Source organism: Blastomonas ursincola, assembly GCF_013607875.1.
GTDB lineage: Bacteria > Pseudomonadota > Alphaproteobacteria > Sphingomonadales > Sphingomonadaceae > Blastomonas > Blastomonas ursincola.
The window spans coordinates 1,183,496-1,198,395 of record NZ_VDES01000001.1; the positions used below are offsets into that span (position 1 = coordinate 1,183,496).

Here is a 14,900-nt window from a genome sequence, read left to right on the forward strand (position 1 = left end):
AAGAAGCGGAAGCATCATGCTGAAGGCCTTGCTGCGCAGAAAGCCCAAACCGGCAGCGCCCATCGATACCGCCACCCTGCCCGACGGCCAGCGCGTCTATGCGATCGGCGACATCCATGGCCGGCGCGATCTGCTCGACCAGCTGCTCGACAAGATCGTCATGGACGACCGCATGCGTGGCCCTGCAGACACGCATATCGTGTTTCTGGGTGACCTGATGGATCGCGGCCCGGACAGCGCCGGGGTGATCGATCGCGCGATCGAACTGTCCGAAACGCTGGGCGACAATGTCCATTTCCTGATGGGCAATCACGAGGAAGTGTATCTCGCCGCCGCCGATGGCGACGAGAAGCTGGTGCGCTTCTTCTGCAAGATCGGCGGGCGCGAGACGATCCTGAGCTATGACATCAGCCCACAGGAATATAATTCGCTGAGCATGGAGGAGCTGACCGAGCGGCTCACCACGCTGCTGCCACAAAGGCACCTCGAATTCGTGCGCGGCTTCAAGGACCGGATCGTGATGGGCGACTATGCCTTTGTCCATGCCGGCATCCGTCCGGGCAAGTCGATCGAGGAACAGCGCCCCAAGGACCTGCGCTGGATCCGCGAGGATTTCATTCTCGACGAAACACCGCATGACAAGCTGATCGTGCATGGTCACACCATCACCGACGATGTCGAGGAATGCTCCAACCGCATTGGCATCGATACCGGCGCCTATATGAGCGGTATGCTGACCGCCTTGTGCCTGGAAGGCCGGGAGCGCTGGTATCTCAAAACGGGCGGCTGACACGCAGCCAAAGCCTTGCGCTGGCAAGGGATTTGCGTCAGCTTGAGCGCATGCTCAAAATCGCAACGCTGGTCGCCGCCCTTTCCCTTTCCGTCAGCCCGGCGCTCGCCGCGCCCGAGGCCGACGCCGCGCGGTTGCGCGCCGATGTCGAGAAGCTGGTGAGCTTCGGCACGCGCCACACATTATCCTCGCCCGACCATCCCACGCGCGGCATCGGTGCGGCAAGACGCTGGGCGGCGACGGAATTCGCGAAGATCGGCAAGGCGTGCGGCGGCTGCATCACGGTCGAGCAGATCGACCGGCGCTTCACCGGCCCGCGCGCGCCCAATGGCGTCAATGTCGTCAACGTGCTGGGCGTGCAGGCCGGCACGGGCAATCCCGATGACGTGATCATCATCTCCGCGCATATCGACAGCCGCGTGTCGGACGTTGCCGATTTCACCAGCGACGCACCCGGCGCGAACGACGACGGATCGGGCGTCGCGCTGGTGCTCGAGGCCGCACGCACCTTGAGCAAGGAAAGGTTCGCGCCGACGATCATCTATGCGGTGCTCTCGGGCGAGGAGCAGGGGCTGTGGGGCGGACGGCTGATCGCCGAAACGGCACGCGCGCGCGGCTGGCAGGTGCGCGCGCTGCTCAACAATGACATTGTCGGCAACACCGAGGGCCAGGACGGCCGCCGCGTGACCGACCGGGTACGCGTGTTCAGCGAGGGCATCCGCGCTTCGGAATCGCTGGCCGAGGCGATGGCGCGGCGCGGCAGCGGTGCGGAGGACGACGGTCCCTCGCGCGCCGTCATGCGTGCCGCGCAGCGCGTCGGCAAGGCGCGCAGCGACCTGGGACTCGAGGTGTTCGGCGTGCGCCGCCCCGACCGCTTCTCGCGCGGCGGCGACCATCTGCCCGCGCTCGAGCTGGGCTATCCCGCGATCCGCTTCACCGTGGGGGTCGAGAATTACGACCACCAGCATCAGGACCTTCGCGAGGAAAACGGCCGCAAGTTCGGCGACACCATCGACGAGATGGATTTCCCCTATCTCGCCCGCGTCACCGCGCTCAACATCGCGGTCATCCGCGAACTCGCCAGTGCCCCGCCTGCGCCCGCCAGCGCGGTGCTGGGCGGGGCGCTGAGCAGCGACACCCAGGTCAGCTGGCCCGAGGTCCCGGGCGCGGCGCGCTACAAGGTCTATTGGCGCAGGGCCGATGCGCGCGACTGGGAACAGTCGCAGGAGACCACCGATACCAAGCTGACGCTGCCCGGCGTGATCGTTGACGATCATTTTGCCGGCGTGGCGGCGATTGCCGAAAATGGCGCCGAAAGCGCGGTTACCTTCGCGGGGCTACCCCCCCGCCAATAAGAATGTTATGTCCAAGACACAGCTTTCTGGTTAGGGACGAGCCATGAACGACTGTTCTTCCTGCATCGTGCGGAACCGCGCGATCTGTTCAAGCCTGACACCGGATGAGTTGCTGATTCTGGGCAAGATGGGGCGTCGCCAGAAGGTCAAGGCGGGGCACACCCTGCTCTGGGAGGGCGACGACGCGCCTGTCGTCGCCAATGTGCTCGAGGGCGTGCTCAAGCTGGTCGTGGCCGCGTCGGACGGGCGCGAACAGATTGTCGGGATCGTGTTCCCGTCCGATTTCATCGGCCGTCCGTTCGGCAAGGAAAGCCCGTACAGCGTCACCGCGATGACCGATGCCGAGGTGTGCATCTTCAACCGCAACGCCTTCGACGATTTCGCCAGCGAGCATCCCGACCTGCAGCAGAAGCTGCTGCGCCGCACCCTCGACGAACTCGACCGCGCGCGCCACTGGATGATGCTGCTGGGTCGCAAGTCGGCGACCGAGAAGGTCGCCTCGTTCCTGCTCGAAATGTCCGATCGCCTGTCCGGCCAGGGCTGCAACGCCGACGGATCCTTGAACGGCTTCGAGCTGCCATTCGGGCGTCAGCAGATTGCCGACATTCTGGGCCTCACCATCGAGACCACCAGCCGCCAGCTCACCCGGATGAAGAGCGACGGGCTGCTTTCCCTGCCATCGCGACGCGAGATCGTGATCCGAAACCGCGCCGCGATGGAAGAGATGGCGGGCTGATCCACCCGCCCCCCCGCTTCAGAAGCGGAAGCCGATTCCGGCGCTGATCACCCAGGGATCGAGCTCGTGCCGGGTGCGCAGCACCTCGACGCCATTGGCGCGCCAGCTGGCCAGCGGCCGCAGGAAATAGCGCTTCACGTCCGCCGAGACGAACAGCCCCTTGTCGTTGACCGGGATATCAATACCCGCCTGAAGCGCCGCACCGACGGTATCGTTGATCTTCTGGCTGGTGGCACCGAGCGCCCGTGTCGTCGCGCCCGGCTTTTCGTTGATGAAGATGAAATAGCTGGGGCCCGCGCCGATATAGGGACGGATGCCGCCCGGCTTGCCGAAATGATATTTCAGCGTGACCGTGGCGGGAACGATCTTGGCGTTCGAGACCAGCCCGGCCCCGGCGAGCGCGCCGCGCCCGTCGACATCATGCTCGGTCACGCCGGCAATGGTTTCGACCGACAGCGAATCGGCGAGGAAATATTCGATCGCGACCGTCGGCACGAAATTGTCGTTCGCCTTGGTCTGGGTGCCTGCAGGCAGGCCGATGCGGTCGACCTTGACGTCCTTGATCTTGCCATCGGGCGCGACCAGCGTGCCCAGCACCTTGAAATGCACTTCGCCCGCCTGTGCCATCGCCTGGCCGGGAAGGGCCAGCGCAGCTGCCGTGAGAGCCAGCGGGATAATCTTGGTTTTCATGATGATCACTCCTCCTTGAGTGATCGCATCCCTGCCCCGCGCCTCGGTTCGTCGCATTGATGCGGCGCAAAAATTTCTTTGACCCGGATCAATGTCTTGCCCCGCCACTCGGGGCAAACCCCAGCGGAGGAAGCGCGGATTCTGCTGTGAAGCCGCGTGCACGGGGACAAGCGTTATGGATGGTTTGGTTTTGAAGGCCGGGGGCTGGCTGGGCCTCGCCCTGCTGGCACTGGCAATGGCGGTAATGGCCGTCGATACGCCCTTTGCGGTGCACATGACGATCATGATGATCGCCGCGCTGCTCGCCTTGTGGTTCACCATGAGCCGCGCTGATTATGGCGCGATCGCGCGCGGGATCCTGAAATCCCCCGCCGACCAGGGGCAATATGATGACGACCCCATCCGCTGGGGTGTCATCGCGACCCTGTTCTGGGGCACGGCGGGGCTTGCCGCCGGCCTGTTCATCGCGCTGCAGCTCGCCTATCCCGCGCTCAACTTCAATCTGGAGTTCACGACCTTCGGGCGCTTGCGGCCACTGCACACCTCGGCGGTGATCTTCGCGTTCGGTGGAAATGCGTTGATCGCGACCAGCTTTTATGTCGTGCAGCGCACCTGCCGCGCGCGCCTGGCCTTCCCTGCCCTCGCCCGCTTCGTCTTCTGGGGATATCAGCTGTTCATCGTGCTCGCCGCCACGGGCTACCTCATGGGCGTGACCGAGGCGAAGGAATATGCCGAGCCCGAATGGTATGTCGATCTGTGGCTGACCATCGTCTGGCTCGCCTATCTGGCGGTGTTCGTTGGCACGATCGTCCGTCGGCGCGAACCGCATATCTATGTCGCCAACTGGTTCTATCTGAGCTTCATCATCACCATCGCCATGCTGCACGTGGTGAACAACCTGTCGCTGCCTGCCAGCATCTTCGGATCGAAGAGCTATGCCGCCTTTGCAGGCGTGCAGGATGCGCTGACCCAGTGGTGGTACGGCCATAACGCCGTTGGCTTCTTCCTGACCGCCGGCTTCCTGGCGATGATGTATTACTTCGTGCCCAAGCAGGCCGAGCGTCCGGTCTACAGCTATCGGCTGTCGATCATCCACTTCTGGTCGCTGATCTTCCTCTATATCTGGGCGGGTCCGCACCACCTCCATTACACCGCGCTGCCCGACTGGGCGCAGACCCTGGGCATGGTCTTCTCGATCATGCTGTGGATGCCGAGCTGGGGCGGCATGATCAACGGCCTGATGACGCTCAACGGCGCATGGGACAAAATCCGCACCGATCCCATCATCCGCATGATGGTCATGGCGCTCGCCTTCTACGGCATGAGCACCTTCGAAGGCCCGATGATGTCGATCAAGTCGGTCAACAGCCTGTCGCACTATACCGACTGGACCATCGGCCACGTCCATAGCGGCGCGCTGGGCTGGAACGGCATGATCACCTTTGCCTGCATGTACTATCTGGTTCCGCGGCTCTGGGGTCGCCAGCGGCTCTATTCGCTGCGGATGGTCAACTGGCACTTCTGGCTCGCGAGCGCCGGCATCGTCTTCTACGCCGCGTCGATGTGGGTCGCGGGCATCATGCAGGGCCTGATGTGGCGCGAATACGGTGCCGACGGATATCTGGTCTACAGCTTCGTCGAAACCGTCGCCGCGATGCACCCGATGTACCTGATGCGCGCCTTTGGCGGCCTGCTCTACCTCAGCGGCTTCATCATCATGATCGTCAACGTCTGGGCGACGCTGGCCGGCAAGGTCCGCGACGAGAAGCCGATGACCGAAACGCCGCACAATCCCGCCGCCGACCGTCCGCTGGTCGCCGTGCCCGCCGAATAAGGAGCCAAGATCATGGCCGAACCCATTGCCGAACCGCGCTTCAGCCACAAGAAGCTGGAACGCAACATCACCCTGCTGGGTCTGGGCGCGCTCGCCGCCGTCGTCGTCGGCGGCATCGTCGAGATCGCCCCGCTTTTCTGGATCGACAACACGATCGAGAAGGTCGAGGGGATGCGCCCCTATACCCCGCTCGAGCTGTCCGGGCGCAACATCTACATGCGCGAAGGCTGCTATACCTGCCACAGCCAGATGATCCGTCCGTTCCGCGACGAGGTCGAGCGCTATGGCCATTACAGCCTGGCGGCCGAGAGCATGTACGACCACCCATTCCAATGGGGGTCCAAGCGCACCGGGCCCGACCTGGCGCGCGTCGGCAAGCGCTATTCGGACGAGTGGCACCGCGCGCATCTCGCCGATCCGCGCAGCGTGGTGCCTGAATCGATCATGCCGCCTTATGCGTTTCTCGCCGAGCGCGATCTCGATGCGGGCGACATGAGCGACGACCTGACCGCATTGTCGCGGGTCGGCGTGCCGTACAGCAAGGCCGCGATCGCCGCCGCCAATGCCGACTTGAAGGCGCAGGCCGACCCCAATGCCGAGGGCGCTGCCGAATTGCAGGCGCGCTATCCCAAGGCGCAGGTGCGCGATTTCGACGGCGATCCTTCGCGGATCACCGAGATGGATGCGCTGATCGCCTATCTGCAGATGCTGGGTACTTTGGTCGATGTCGAAAAGGCCGCGCCGCAGGATCAGGGCGATGCGCCCGTGGCCGCCAAGGTCGCCGCTGCCGCTCCGAAGGGAGCCAATCCATGACCTATGACGATCTGCGCCACTTCGCTGACAGCTGGGGCCTGCTCGCCATGACCGTGCTGTTCATCGGCCTGATCGCCTGGCCCTTCCGCAAGGGCGCGCGCCAGCACCATCACGACGCCGCCAACATGATCTTCAGGGAAGACGACAATGTCTGACAAGAGCCGCATCGACGAACCCACCGGCACCGCCACCGTCGGCCATGAATGGGACGGGATCGAGGAGCTGAACACCCCGCTGCCGCGCTGGTGGCTGTGGACCTTCTACGCGACCATCGCCTGGGCGGCGGTCTATGTCGTGCTGTTCCCGGCCTGGCCGATGGTCAACAGCGCGACGCGCGGCATGCTCGAATGGTCGAGCCGGGGAGACCTCAAGGCTGAGCTGGCCGCACAGGACGCCAAGCGCGCACCGATCGCGAAGGCCATTGCCGCTACCTCCATCACCGATCTGGCCGCGAAGCCCGAACTGCTCGAAGCCGCGATCCAGGGCGGCAGCGCCGCCTTCAAGGTGCATTGCGTGCAATGTCATGGCGCGGGCGGTGCGGGCGTTGTCGGTGCCTATCCCAGCCTGACCGATGACGACTGGCTCTGGGGCGGCGACCTTGCCGCGATCGAGACCACGCTGACGCACGGCATCCGCAACCCCGATCATGACGAAACGCGGCTCAACATGATGCCCGCCTTCGGCAAGGACGGCATTCTCGATGCCGCCGCGATCAACGATCTAGTCAGCCATGTCCGCGTCATCAGCCGCCAGGAAAAGCCCAGCGCCTCCTCGGCGCGCGGTGCGGCCTTGTTCGAGGCCAATTGCGTCGCCTGTCATGGTCCCGCGGGCCAGGGCATTCGCGAACTGGGCGGCCCCAAGCTGACCGATGCGGTCTGGCTCTATGGCGGCAGCCGCGAGGCGATCGCCAGGACCATCTACGCGCCGCGCAACGGCGTGATGCCGCGCTGGAACGACAAGCTCGACGCGGTGACCATCAAGATGCTCAGCGCTTATGTCCATTCTTTGGGCGGCGGAGAGGACGCTCCCGCTCCTGTCCTCACCGCTCAGCCCAAAGGGGAGGCCGATAATGGCTAACCCCGACGCCCTTGCGACCGTCGAAGGCCCGCTCTACGCCGCGCGCAAGGGCGTCTACCCCAAGAAGGTGGACGGCCATTTCCGACGCCTGAAATGGCTGATCATGGCCGTCACCCTGGCGATCTATTACGGGACGCCGTGGATCCGCTGGGATCGCGGGCCCTATGCGCCCGATCAGGCGGTGCTCGTCGACCTGGCCAATCGCCGCTTCTACATGTTCCAGATCGAGATCTGGCCGCACGAATTCTATTATGTCGCGGGCCTGCTGATCATGGCGGGCATCGGGCTGTTCCTGGTGACCAGCGCGGTCGGCCGGGCCTGGTGCGGCTATGCCTGCCCGCAGACCGTCTGGACCGATCTTTTCCAGCATGTCGACCGGCTGATCGATGGCGACCGCAATGCGCAGATCCGCCTCGCCAACGGCCCGTGGACCGCGGAGAAGATCGGAAAGCGCGCGCTCAAATACGGGCTCTATCTCGCCATCGCCTTCTGGACCGGCGGCGCGTGGATCATGTATTTCGCCGATGCGCCCACGCTCACGCGTGAATTCTGGACCGGCGAGGCGGCTTATGTCGCCTATGCGACCGTCGGCGTGCTCACCGCGACGACCTTCGTGCTCGGCGGTTTCATGCGCGAACAGGTGTGCATCTACATGTGCCCTTGGCCGCGCATCCAGACCGCGATGATGGACGAAAAGTCGCTGCTGGTGACCTACAAGGACTGGCGCGGCGAACCGCGCGGCAGCCTGAAGACCGCGCTCGCGCATCCGGGCAGCGTCGGCGATTGCGTCGACTGCAACCAGTGCGTCGCGGTCTGCCCGACCGGCATCGACATCCGCACCGGGCCGCAGATCGGCTGCATCACCTGCGCGCTGTGCATCGACGCGTGCGACAAGGTGATGGCGCAGGTCGGTCGCCCGCGCGGGCTGATCGACTATTGCGCGCTCGACGATGTCGCGGTGGAGCGCGCGGGCGGCACCGCACAGCCGGTGCTCAAGACGCTGCTGCGCCCGCGGCTGATGGTCTATCTCGCCATCTGGTGCGCGATCGGCCTCGCGATGTTGTTCACGCTAGGTCAGCGCACCCGGCTCGACCTGGCCGTGCAGCACGAGCGCAGCCCGCTCTATGTCCAGCTGTCCGACGGCATGATCCGCAACAACTACACGCTCAAGCTGCGCAACATGGAAGCCCGCCCGCGTAAGGTGGCGATCAGCGTCAGCGGCCTGCCCGGCGCGCAGCTGTGGACCGAGACCGGATCGCGCGAAAAGGCAAGCCAGCGGGTCGAGATGACCATCTCGCCCGACAGCGTCACCCGCGTCCGCCTGTTCGTCGCCGCGCCCGCCAAGGGGCCGGCGCGCCAGGACTTCACCATCGCGACGCAAGGCCGGGATGGCGACCCGCGCGGCGATAGCGACACCATCCAGTTCGACCGTCCGGAGGCCTAGCAATGACCACGCGTACCGCCCCTCGCCCGTTTACCGGCTGGCACATGACCGCGATTCTCGTCGGGTTCTTCGTGATCGTGATGGCGGTCAATTTCGCCATGGCCCGGTTCGCGCTGTCGAGCTTCGGTGGCACGGTGGTCGACAACAGCTATGTCGCCAGCCAGCACTATAACGAGCTGCTCGCAAAGGCAGAGGCGCAGGACCGGCTCGGCTGGCAGCCCTCGGTCTGGCTCGACCGCACCCGGCATGTCCGCGTGACATTGGCGCATGAGGACGCGAAGCTTCCGATCGAAAGCGCCAAGGCGATGATCCACCACCCGCTCGGCCGCCTCCCCTCGCAGGCGCTGGTCATGGTCGGCGACGGCCAGGGCGGGATGATCTCGACCAGGATGTTGCCCCAGGGTCGCTGGCGGATCGAGCTCGCGGTGCACCATGGCGGCGACGAGGCACGCTATCGGAGGGACCTCAAGTGAACGTGATGACCCGTCTCGCGCCTGACACGGCGCTGATCGAGCGCGATTTTGCCGTGCCCGATATCCGCTGCGCCGGCTGCATCTCCAAGCTCGAGCAGGGGCTGGTGCGCGATGCCCGGATCCGGAGCGCGCGCGTCAACTTCACCGAGAAGCGCGTGCACCTGGCGCATACCGCCGATGCCGAAATGCCCGACCTGCTCGGCGCGTTCACCTCATTGGGGTTCGAGGCGCACCCGATCGGCGAGGGGCCGAAGGACGTCGATGGCGAAGCGGCGACGAGCAAGGAGCTGGTGCGCGCGGTCGCGGTCAGTGGCTTTGCGATGATGAACATCATGCTGCTGTCGGTCTCGGTCTGGTCGGGCGCGACCGGGGTGACGCGCGACCTGTTCCACTGGCTTTCGGCGCTGATCGCGCTGCCGACCATCGCCTATGCCGGTCGGCCCTTCTTCCGCTCGGCCTGGCGCGCGCTGAAACATGGCCACACCAATATGGACGTGCCGATCAGCATCGGCGTGACGCTCGCCACCGCGCTCAGCCTGTACGAGACCGCAACCCACGGCGCGCATGCCTATTTCGACAGCGCGGTGATGCTGCTGTTCTTCCTGCTGTGCGGCCGCTGGCTCGACAGCGTGATGCGCGATCGCGCGCGCGGCGGCGTCACCGCGTTGCTGCGCAACATGGGCACCGGCGCGATGGTCGTCGGGCCAGATGGCAGCACCCACTGGACCGATGCGACTGCGCTGCAGCCCGGCATGGTGATGCTGGTGGCCGCCGGCGAGCGCCTCGCCGCCGACGGCGTGATCGTCCAGGGCAGCACCCGGATCGACCTGTCGCTGCTCACCGGCGAGAGCGCGCCGCAGGAGGCGGCGCTCGATGATGTGGTGCATGCAGGCACGCTCAACATCGATGCGCCGGTGCGCGTGCGCGTCACCGCCGCCGGAACCGATACCGCGATCGCCGATATTGCCCGGCTGATGGGTGAAGCCTCGCAGGGCAAGTCGCGCTATGTCCGCATCGCCGACCGCGCCGCGCGGCTCTATGCCCCGGCGGTGCACGGGCTGGCGCTCACCGCCTTTGCCGGATGGATGGTCGCGGGTGCAGGTTGGCACGAGGCGCTGCTGATCGCGGTGGCGGTGTTGATCATCACCTGCCCCTGCGCGCTCGGCCTCGCCGTGCCCGCAGCGCAGATCGTCGCGGCGGGCGCGCTGATGAAGCGCGGCGTGCTGATCAAGGACGGGTCGGCGCTCGAGCGCATGGCCGAGATCGACCGCGCGCTGATCGACAAGACCGGAACGCTCACGCTCGGCCGGCCGGTCGCGAGCAATCTGGCCGAGATCGCGGCGGAGCATCGCCCGGTACTGCTGGCGCTGGCGCAGATGAGCCGCCATCCGCTCAGCGCTGCGCTTACCCGCGACCTGACCGCGCAGGGCGTACACGCCGCGCAGATCGACGAAGTCCAGGAAACGCCCGGTTTCGGCGTCGCCGCGCTGTGGCAGGGCCAGCCGGTCACACTGGGCAGGCCGCAAGGTCCGGAAGCGGGCAGCGAACTGGCGAGCGAGCTGAGCATCGATGGGCATCCCGTCGCGCTGGTGCGCTTTGCCGATGCGCTGCGCCCCGATACCGTGGAAGCCATCACGGCGCTGAGGGCCGAAGGGGTCGATGCGATGATCCTATCGGGCGATCGCACCGAAGCCGTCGCTCCGGTCGCGCGCACGCTGGGTCTTACCGCGATGACTGGGCTCAGCCCGCAGGACAAGCTCGCCGCCATCGCGCGGAGCAGCGGCGCGGGCCACAAGGTGCTGATGATCGGCGACGGGTTGAACGATGGCCCCGCGCTCGCCGCCGGCCACGCCTCGATGGCCCCCGGATCGGCCAGTGATGTCGGCAAGAACGCTTCGGACTGTATCTTCATGGGCGATCGGCTGATGCCCGTGGTCGACACCATCCGCATGGCCCGCCGCACCCAGGCCATCGTTCGCCAGAATTTCGCGCTGGCGATCGGATACAATGTCATCGCGGTGCCGCTGGCCTTTGCCGGACTGGTCACGCCGCTGGTCGCCGCGATCGCCATGTCGGGATCGTCGCTGATCGTGGTGGGCAACGCGCTGCGTCTCAAGGGATCCCTGAAATGAACGGCCTGCTGTTGCTGATCCCCATCGCCCTCTGCCTCGGGCTACTGGGCCTGGGGGCGTTCTTCTGGTCGGTCCAGGGCGGTCAGTATGAAGACATGGATGGCGCAGCGCTGCGCATTCTGGTCGAGGACGAGGCCGACCGCTCTCGGATGCAGCCATGAACGCGCTGCGCCGGCCCGGCGGAATGGCCTCGCTCTGCGCGCTCCTGGTGGCGCTTGCGCTGGTCAACGCCCCGCTTGCCCGCGCGCAGGGGCGGGTGCTGGTCATGGAGAATTGCAATGGCGGAACGACGACGATCGTCATTCCCGAACGCGACGACGGCCTGCCGAAAAAGCAAGGCGATTGCGCGAAAGCCTGTCACGCCATGACCGACCGGCGCACCAAGGGGCTTGCAGGCAAATCCGGTTCGCACTGCTGAGGCGCGTGCAGCGATGCAAGGGCGGTGACTGTCAGCCACCGCCCTGATCCGCTGTCTTGTCAGGCAAGCGTGCCGCTGCGCGCGCCGGTGGAATTGTAACCGCCCGCGCCAAACAGGATATCGCGCACGTGCATCGGCGAGACACCTGCGGAATCGGCATCGACCGAAACGAAGATGCCGCCCTGGGTCATGCGCTCTTCATAGAAGCGTGCCTCGTCCTCGTCGACGCCATGGCTGGTGAGCACGCCGATCAATCCGCCAGCGGCAGCGCCCACGACAGTCCCGGTAACCGCTGCGCCGCCAATGGCGGCCTCGGCTATCGCGCCGGCGGCTATGAACGGTCCGACCCCGGGAATGGCGAGCGCAGCAATACCGAACAGCGCGCCCAGCCCTGCGCCCGCAGCGGCCGTGCCCAGAACGTCCCGGGTTTGCTCTTCACCCGCCCCATCGGTGGTGGTGGCCTTGCCATTGTCCGATCTGGCGACGATCGAGATCGCGCTATCCGGCACGCCTGCAGTGCGGAGCTGTTCGACCGCCTGTCCGGCCTGGCGCTCGTTGTCGAAAATGGCGGATACAAAACTGTTATGCATGGGGTTTCTCCTGTGTCACCCGGCCCGACAGGAAGCATACGAGGCGACGCACGGGTCCGTTCCCCGCCTGGCACGGGTCGCGAGCGCACGAGACCTGGCTGGGTTCTCGCGCGAATTACATCCGATTCGGAGGAAATTTGCGCCAATCAGCGCTTTTCTGCGGGTTTGCGGCCATGTCCCCGCAAAATTTACAACTCCATTTCAAAAGGCGCGCCGTTAACCCAAATCTGAAGATGTTAACCATTTCGATTTGTCGTTTGCGTCAACCGGCAGGCCAACCCCTGCTGGCCGCGACCAGCCAACAAAAACATTGATAAACATTGATTATTGGCCTGCTGAAGCAAGCACGTCCCGCATCTGCAATCGTTGGCCGCGCCGTTACCGCGATCCGTTTGTGTCAATCTTTCTTTACGCCACACCCCCCTGAAACAGGGGGTGATCGGTCCAGATCTGCTGCGGAACAGGGCCGTCGTTAACCATTGCTTGAGCAGTCCGGTCGTACGGGAGGCCACCCCCAAAACAGGGGGATCGAAGCTTATTGCAACGGTGTTCGCAATCGTTTGTGCGTGCGCCGGGTCGCCAATGATAGGAGCGCGGACGATGGATCTGAAAAAGGCAACACTTATCGGGTCCGCAGTCATCTTCTCCACCGTTGCTGTCGCGGCGCTCTATGTCGGCACGGCGCTAGGCACGATCAGTGTCGGCGGCCCCGTCGTTGCCGCAAACCAGCAGGCATCGGATCTGGTCGCCGATATCCTGCCGCCGCCCGTCTATATCCTGGAATCCTACCTGGAAGCGCGCCTTGCGATGGTCGAGCCGCGCGCGATGCGGCGCCATGCCGATCGACTGGCAAAACTGCAGGGCGAATATGAGACCCGCCAGGCGCACTGGACCGCCTCGACCCTGCCCGATCCGCTCAAGGCGCAGCTGAACAGGGTGGATGCGCCAGCGCAACAGTTCTTTGCAGAGGTCGAAAGCCGCTTTCTCCCGAGCCTGAAGCGCGGCGACATGGCGGCGGCATCGGCCAGCATCGATGCCTTGGGCCGCGCCTATGCCGCGCATCGCCGCGAAATCGACGAGTTGGTCGAGCAGACGTCCGCCTATCAGGCTGAAACGCGCGAAGCTGGCGCGGCTCAGGCCAGCTTTGCGTATTGGAGCATGGCGCTGGCGGGGCTCATCCTTGCACTGGTGCTCGCAGCCGCCAATGGGCTGCTGTCGCGCTATGCAATCACTCCGCTCAAATCGGTCGCCGATGCCATGCGGCGGATGGCGGGCGGCGATCTCGACGCGCGGGCCGAGGTCGACAAGCCGGTCGACGAGATCGCCGACATGATCGCCGCGATCGAGGTCTTCCGCGAAGCCTCGCGGTCGCGGCTCGCCGCCGAGCAGAAACAGGCGTTCATCGTCCGCGAGCTGACCGGCGGGCTGGACGCGCTCGCTGCCAAGCAGCTGACCCGTCGAATCGACGCGCGTTTCCCCGAAGAGTATGAAGCACTGCGCACCAGCTTCAACCAGACCATGGCAGAGCTGGCCGAGGTCCTGAGCCATAGCGTCGCATCGGCCGGCCATGTGCTGAACGGCGCGGCGGAGATCCGCTCCGCCTCGAACGATCTCGCCCAGCGCACCGAGCAGCAGGCCGCCAATCTGGAGGAAAGTGCTGCCGCGATGCGCGAAGTCACCGAGATGGTGCACCAGACCGCGCGCAACGCGACCGATGTCGGCCGCGACATTTCCGAAGCGCATGCGAGCGCTGCCGATGGCGGCAAGGTGGTCGCGCGCGCGGTGGCGGCGATGGACAGCATCCAGAAATCGGCGAGCCAGATCACCAGCATCATCGACGTGATCGACGGCATCGCCTTCCAGACCAACCTGCTCGCGCTCAACGCCGGGGTCGAGGCGGCGCGCGCGGGCGAGGCAGGCAAGGGCTTTGCCGTGGTCGCCAACGAGGTGCGCGCGCTCGCCCAGCGCTCCGCCGACGCAGCGCATGACATCAAGGACCTGATCACCACGTCGCACCAGTCGGTGGCCGAAGGCGTGGCGCTGGTCGACGAGACCGGCGCGGTCCTGCTGCAGATCGGCGAGCGCGTGGCGACGATCAACGCGCGCATTGCCGATATCGCGGACTCCGCACAGATGCAGGCAGTGCGGTTGCAGCAGGTCAATATCGCGGTCGGCGACATGGACAAGATGACGCAGCAGAATGCCGCCATGGTCGAACAATCGAACGCTGCCGCACGCAGCCTGGCAGATGAAGCGAGCGAACTGGCGACGCTGGTCGAAGCCTTTGAAACCGGTCGGCCACACGCCGCAGCAGCAAATGCGCAAAGACGCGCAGCTCATCGCCTGCCGGTGACTTCGGGCAATCTTGCCCTCAAGTCCGATGACGGCGCCTGGGCGAATTGTTGAACCGGCCAGAGATAGACCGGAGGTCATGCCTCGATCCAGGATCAGTTCTATTCATTGTTACTCAAGCATAATTCGGCATTAACCTTAAATTCAGCGCTTTGCGCGACGCTTCTGCTCATTCGCTATTCCAGACGGCCTTGTG

The 14,900-nt window shown here is 65.3% G+C and carries 15 protein-coding genes; 13 read left to right on the forward strand and 2 right to left on the reverse strand.

Features of this window, described 5'->3' with window-relative positions:
* Positions 1-16: 16 nt before the first annotated feature.
* From FG486_RS05530 to FG486_RS05540, 3 genes are read left to right on the forward strand one after another with little or no spacing between them, the layout of a single operon-like run.
* A complete protein-coding gene (locus FG486_RS05530; RefSeq protein WP_181266731.1) occupies positions 17-790 on the forward strand; it encodes a metallophosphoesterase family protein in 774 nt (257 codons plus the stop codon).
* 50 nt (positions 791-840) lie between these two features.
* Positions 841-2,145 (forward strand): M20/M25/M40 family metallo-hydrolase, encoded by a 1,305-nt coding sequence (locus FG486_RS05535; RefSeq protein WP_066280038.1) that lies wholly within the window; start codon positions 841-843, stop codon positions 2,143-2,145.
* Positions 2,146-2,188: 43 nt separating this feature from the next.
* Positions 2,189-2,881 (forward strand): Crp/Fnr family transcriptional regulator, encoded by a 693-nt coding sequence (locus FG486_RS05540; RefSeq protein WP_060980013.1) that lies wholly within the window; start codon positions 2,189-2,191, stop codon positions 2,879-2,881.
* 18 nt (positions 2,882-2,899) lie between these two features.
* On the opposite strand, the gene FG486_RS05545 is transcribed toward FG486_RS05540, so the two are convergent.
* Entirely contained in the window at positions 2,900-3,571 is a 672-nt protein-coding gene (locus FG486_RS05545) for an OmpW/AlkL family protein (RefSeq protein ID WP_181266732.1), read from the reverse strand.
* A 175-nt stretch (positions 3,572-3,746) separates the two neighbouring features.
* Here FG486_RS05545 and ccoN point away from each other — a divergent pair, with 175 nt between their 5' ends.
* From ccoN to FG486_RS05590, 9 genes are read left to right on the forward strand one after another with little or no spacing between them, the layout of a single operon-like run.
* Positions 3,747-5,405 (forward strand): cytochrome-c oxidase, cbb3-type subunit I, encoded by a 1,659-nt coding sequence (gene ccoN, locus FG486_RS05550; protein ID WP_181266733.1) that lies wholly within the window; start codon positions 3,747-3,749, stop codon positions 5,403-5,405.
* Positions 5,406-5,417: 12 nt separating this feature from the next.
* Positions 5,418-6,218: a cytochrome-c oxidase, cbb3-type subunit II gene (ccoO, locus tag FG486_RS05555; protein ID WP_181266734.1), complete on the forward strand. Its 801-nt coding sequence runs from the start codon at positions 5,418-5,420 to the stop codon at positions 6,216-6,218.
* A complete protein-coding gene (locus tag FG486_RS05560) occupies positions 6,215-6,373 on the forward strand; it encodes a cbb3-type cytochrome c oxidase subunit 3 (RefSeq protein WP_023838412.1) in 159 nt (52 codons plus the stop codon). The genes ccoO and FG486_RS05560 overlap by 4 nt, the downstream gene beginning before the upstream one ends.
* Positions 6,366-7,295 (forward strand): cytochrome-c oxidase, cbb3-type subunit III, encoded by a 930-nt coding sequence (ccoP, locus tag FG486_RS05565; protein WP_181266735.1) that lies wholly within the window; start codon positions 6,366-6,368, stop codon positions 7,293-7,295. The genes FG486_RS05560 and ccoP overlap by 8 nt, the downstream gene beginning before the upstream one ends.
* Entirely contained in the window at positions 7,288-8,739 is a 1,452-nt protein-coding gene (ccoG, locus tag FG486_RS05570) for a cytochrome c oxidase accessory protein CcoG (protein WP_181266736.1), read from the forward strand. The genes ccoP and ccoG overlap by 8 nt, the downstream gene beginning before the upstream one ends.
* A gap of 2 nt (positions 8,740-8,741) precedes the next feature.
* Positions 8,742-9,212, forward strand: a complete 471-nt coding sequence (locus FG486_RS05575) for a FixH family protein (protein ID WP_181266737.1) — start codon at positions 8,742-8,744, stop codon at positions 9,210-9,212.
* A 5-nt stretch (positions 9,213-9,217) separates the two neighbouring features.
* Positions 9,218-11,344, forward strand: coding sequence for a heavy metal translocating P-type ATPase (locus FG486_RS05580; protein WP_181266890.1), 2,127 nt, complete (start codon positions 9,218-9,220; stop codon positions 11,342-11,344).
* Positions 11,341-11,505, forward strand: a complete 165-nt coding sequence (gene ccoS / locus FG486_RS05585) for a cbb3-type cytochrome oxidase assembly protein CcoS (RefSeq protein WP_181266738.1) — start codon at positions 11,341-11,343, stop codon at positions 11,503-11,505. Before FG486_RS05580 ends, ccoS begins: the two co-directional genes overlap by 4 nt.
* On the forward strand, positions 11,502-11,762 hold the full coding sequence (locus tag FG486_RS05590; RefSeq protein WP_181266739.1) for a hypothetical protein: 261 nt from the start codon (positions 11,502-11,504) through the stop codon (positions 11,760-11,762). The genes ccoS and FG486_RS05590 overlap by 4 nt, the downstream gene beginning before the upstream one ends.
* Positions 11,763-11,821: 59 nt before the next feature.
* Here FG486_RS05590 and FG486_RS05595 read toward each other — a convergent pair whose 3' ends face one another.
* Positions 11,822-12,352: a low temperature-induced protein gene (locus FG486_RS05595; RefSeq protein ID WP_181266740.1), complete on the reverse strand. Its 531-nt coding sequence runs from the start codon at positions 12,350-12,352 to the stop codon at positions 11,822-11,824.
* 600 nt (positions 12,353-12,952) lie between these two features.
* Between FG486_RS05595 and FG486_RS05600 the strand changes: the two genes are divergently transcribed.
* Positions 12,953-14,758, forward strand: coding sequence for a methyl-accepting chemotaxis protein (locus FG486_RS05600; RefSeq protein ID WP_181266741.1), 1,806 nt, complete (start codon positions 12,953-12,955; stop codon positions 14,756-14,758).
* Positions 14,759-14,900 lie beyond the last annotated feature (142 nt).